The organism is Rhizobacter sp. P1_G5, from assembly GCF_056405435.1.
Genome location: NZ_JBFUCB010000567.1, coordinates 1 through 3,977, shown reverse-complemented (window position 1 = coordinate 3,977; position 3,977 = coordinate 1). Strand labels below are relative to the sequence as shown.

3 protein-coding genes and 1 pseudogene are annotated in these 3,977 nt (G+C 71.5%); 3 read left to right on the top strand and 1 reads right to left on the bottom strand.

Features of this window, described 5'->3' with window-relative positions; genetic code table 11:
* Nucleotides 1-86: 86 nt before the first annotated feature.
* Together AC1D12_RS27060 and AC1D12_RS27055 are read left to right on the top strand one after the other, a co-directional pair.
* Nucleotides 87-1,193, top strand: coding sequence for a DSD1 family PLP-dependent enzyme (locus AC1D12_RS27060; protein ID WP_477844105.1), 1,107 nt, complete (start codon nt 87-89; stop codon nt 1,191-1,193).
* Nucleotides 1,194-1,256: 63 nt separating this feature from the next.
* Nucleotides 1,257-2,222, top strand: a pseudogene (locus AC1D12_RS27055) (sterol desaturase family protein); the annotation flags it as partial.
* 152 nt (nt 2,223-2,374) lie between these two features.
* On the opposite strand, the gene AC1D12_RS27050 reads toward AC1D12_RS27055, so the two are convergent.
* Nucleotides 2,375-3,256 carry a LysR family transcriptional regulator gene (locus AC1D12_RS27050; RefSeq protein WP_477825847.1) on the bottom strand — a complete coding sequence of 294 codons (882 nt, stop codon included), beginning with the start codon at nt 3,254-3,256 and terminating at the stop codon, nt 2,375-2,377.
* Nucleotides 3,257-3,331: 75 nt separating this feature from the next.
* Here AC1D12_RS27050 and AC1D12_RS27045 point away from each other — a divergent pair, with 75 nt between their 5' ends.
* Nucleotides 3,332-3,871 (top strand): GNAT family N-acetyltransferase, encoded by a 540-nt coding sequence (locus AC1D12_RS27045; protein WP_477844103.1) that lies wholly within the window; start codon nt 3,332-3,334, stop codon nt 3,869-3,871.
* Nucleotides 3,872-3,977: the final 106 nt, after the last annotated feature.

The following is a 3,977-nucleotide window of genomic DNA, read 5'->3' as shown; positions in this document are numbered from 1 at the left end:
GGGTTGGGCGGGTTGGACGGCCCGTCGCTCGACGACCCCGGCAACGCGACCGGCCTGGCCGCCACCGACCGCGCAGGGCACGCGGCATGATGCAGCCGCGCGTCGGCGACCCGGTCGCGGCCGTGCCGACACCGGCACTGGTGATCGACCTCGACGCGATGGAGCGCAACCTGGCGCGCRTGGCCGCGTTCGCCCGCGAGCACCGCCTGAAGCTGCGCCCGCACGCGAAGATGCACAAGAGCGCCCGCATCGCCGCGCTGCAGGTCGCGGCCGGCGCGGTCGGCGTGTGCGTGCAGAAGCTGTCGGAGGCCGAGGCGCTGGCGGCCGGCGGCGTCGCCGACATCTACATCAGCAACGAGATCGTCGACGCGGCCAAGCTGGCGCGCGTGGCGGCACTGGCCGGCCGCATCCGGCTCGCGATCGCTGTCGACTCATCACTCGGCATCGACCGCCTCGCGCTCGCGCTGAAGGCGGCCGGCACGTCGCTCGACGTGTTCGTCGAGATCGACGTCGGGCAGGGCCGCTGCGGCGTGGCACCCGCCGCGGCCGGCGCGCTCGCGCACCAGGTGGTGTCGCACGGCCTGCGCTTCGCCGGGTTGCAGGCCTACCACGGCAAGGCCCAGCACMTGCGCTCCGCCGACGAGCGCGCGGCGGCCATCCGCCATGCGGTGGCGCTGGTGCGGGCCGCGCAGGCCTCGATCACCGGGGCCGGCATCGCGTGCCCGCTGGTCACCGGCGCCGGCACCGGCAGCTTCGCGTTCGAGGCCGCCAGCGGCGTGTACGGCGAACTGCAGGCCGGCAGCTACCTGTTCATGGACCGCGACTACGCCGACAACCAGCCGGCGCCGGGCGCGCCGGTGTTCGAGCATGCGCTGTTCGTCAAGAGCCAGGTGGTGAGCCGCGGCGCGTCGCATGCGGTGGTCGACGCCGGCCACAAGTCGCATGCGATCGACAGCGGGCTGCCGTGCCCCTGGCAGCGCGACCTGGTGTTCGCCAACGGCGGCGACGAGCACGGCATCCTGCACCCGGGGCGCGATGCGTTGCCGGAATTGGGCGACACGGTCTGGCTGGTGCCGGGGCACTGCGATCCGACGGTCAACCTGCACGACCGGTATGTCGCGGTGCGCGGCGGGCTGGCCGGCGGCGTCGTCGAAGGCGTGTGGCCGGTCGACGCGCGCGGCTGCCTGGTCTGAACCCGACCCGAGGGCGGTGAAAGTCCCGTGGTCGCGGCGCGCCGGGCGCGTCACCATCGCCGGATGACCGATTCCCAGATCATCGTCCTCGCGACGCCGCTGTTCCTGCTGCTGATCGGCATCGAGTTCGCGGTCGGCATCGTTCGCCGCCGCAACACCTACGTGACGGCCGATGCGCTGAACAGCATCGGCCTGGGCATCATGAGCCAGGTGCTGAACGTGTTCAGCAAGCTGCTGATGGTCGGCCTCTACGCGCTCGTGTTCGAGACGCTCGCGCTGCACCCGCTGCCGCAGGACGCGGCGTGGGTCTGGGTCGCCGGCCTGCTGGTCTACGACTTCTGCTACTACTGGCACCACCGGCTCGGGCACACCGTCGCGGTGCTGTGGGCTGCGCATGCGGTGCACCACCAGAGCGAGGAGTACAACCTGTCGACCGCGCTGCGCCAGACCAGCACCGGCTGGCTGTTCGGCTGGATCTTCTACCTGCCGATGGCGGTGGCGGGCTTCCCGCCGCTGGTGTTCGGCGTCGTCGCGCTGGTCGACCTGCTCTACCAGTACTGGGTGCACACGCAGCAGATCGGCCGGCTCGGCTGGTTCGACCGCTGGTTCTGCGCGCCCAGCAACCACCGGGTGCACCACGCCGTCAACGACAAGTACCTGGACAAGAACTACGGCGGCATCCTGATCGTCTGGGACCGCCTGTTCGGCAGCTTCATCGAGGAAGACGATGCCGAGCCCTGCGTCTACGGCACGCGCACGCCGCTCGCGAGCTGGAACCCGCTGTGGGCCAACCTGCACGTCTACTGGGACCTCTTCCAGGACGCCTGGCATGCGCGGCGCTGGCGCGACAAGCTGCGGGTGTGGATCGAGCCGCCGGGCTGGCGGCCGGCCGACGTGGCCGAGCGCTTCCCGAAGCCGGCGTTCGATCTCGCGGCGCGCCGCAAGTACGACCCGCACCGCTCGCGCGCGGCGGCGCTCGTGGCCGGCGGGCTGTTCCTGGTGCTGCTCGGCGCGACCAGCGTCTTCCTGTGGAACGCGCACCGGATGCCGGGCCTGACGCAGGCGGCCGCGGCGGCCGGCATCCTCGCCGGCCTGTGGCTGGTCGGCTGGGTGTCTGAGCATGGGGTGGGCCGGTCCGTCGCCGCGCCGATCGGCCACCCGCAGCCTTAGGTCAACAGGATCTAACCCAGCTGCTTCAGCGCCGCGATCGTCTCGCCGAGCACGCGGTGCAGCTTCTTGTCGCGCCGCACGACGATCGCCAGCGTGCGGTGCAGCCGCGGTGACAGCGAGCGCACCTGCAGCGCGCCGCTGCGCCGCTCCCGCTCGGCCGGCATCGCGGTCAGGATCGCGCAGCCCAGCCCGGCCGCCACCATCGCCTTGATCGCCTCGTCATTGCCCAGCGACATCACCGGCTGCAGCGTGATGCCGCTGCGCGCGAACCAGTCGTCGACGAGGCGCCGCGTGTTGCCGCCGGGCTCGTAGGCCATCACCGGCAACCGCGCCAGCACGGCGGCGGTGATGCGTGCCGGCAGCACCATGTCGCGCGGCGCGACCAGCACGAACTCGTCGTCGCACACCGGCGTGACCTCGAGCGAGCGGCCGCCGGCCGGCAGCGTCACGAGGCCGAGGTCGATGTTGTTCTCCTCGACCGCCTTGACGATGTCGGCGGTGTTGCCGGTCGTGACGGTGATCTCCACACGCGGGTAGCGCTGCCGCAGGTCGCGCAGCAGCGGCGGCAGCAGGTAGGTGCAGGCGGTCGCCCCGGTGCCCAGGCGCAGCCGGCCGAGTGCGCCGCTCGCGTGCGGCGCCACCGCGTTGATCGCCGACGCGACCGCGGCATCGATGTGGCCGGCATGGATCAGCAACTCGGCGCCGGCAGCGGTCGGCTTCGCACGCCGGCCGACGCGTTCGATCAGCGTCGCGCCCAGGCGCTTCTCCAGCTGACGGATCTGCAGGCTGACCGCCGGCTGCGACAGCGACAGCCGCTCGGCGGCCGCCGAGAAACTGCCGCTGTCGATGACCGCGGCAAAGGCCTTCAGGTGCTCGAGGTTCAGGCTGTTCATGGCAAAGAAAAACTCATGGATTGCATGATTCTGATCCACTTCATTGATGTGAACGCGGCAGGCAGCATGGGCGCCATGAACACATCCCTCCCCTTGCAGGTCCGCGATGCCGCCGACGCCGATGTCCCGGCCATCCAGCGCCTCTATGCCCACCACGTGCTGCACGGTTCGGCCTCGTTCGAGACCACGGCGCCCGGCGTCGACGAGATGAAGGCGCGCCGCGCCCAGGTGCTGGCCGCGCAGCTGCCCTACCTGGTCGCCGAGGTCGACGGCGCGGTGGTCGGCTTCTGCTATGCGACGCCCTACCGGCCGCGGCCGGCCTACCGCCACACGGTGGAGAACTCGGTCTACGTCGCGCACGACCGCGCCGGCCAAGGCATCGGCAGCGCGCTGCTCGACCTGCTGATCCGGCGCTGCGAGGCCGGGCCGTGGCGGCAGATGCTGGCGGTGATCGGCGACAGCGGCAACGCCGGCTCGATCGCGCTGCACCGCCGGATGGGCTTCCAGCATGCCGGCACGCTGGTCTCGGTCGGCTTCAAGTTCGGTCGTTGGCTGGACACGCTGCTGATGCAGCGGCCGCTCGGTGCCGCAGACGCTTCGCTGCCGCCGGCCTGATCACTGGCGTTCAAGACGCCCGGTACCCGCACCGGCACCATGGCCGGCCCTGAACGCAGAATGCCGCCATGTTCGCCAGCCCCGGTTTCACGCCGCCCTACACCGT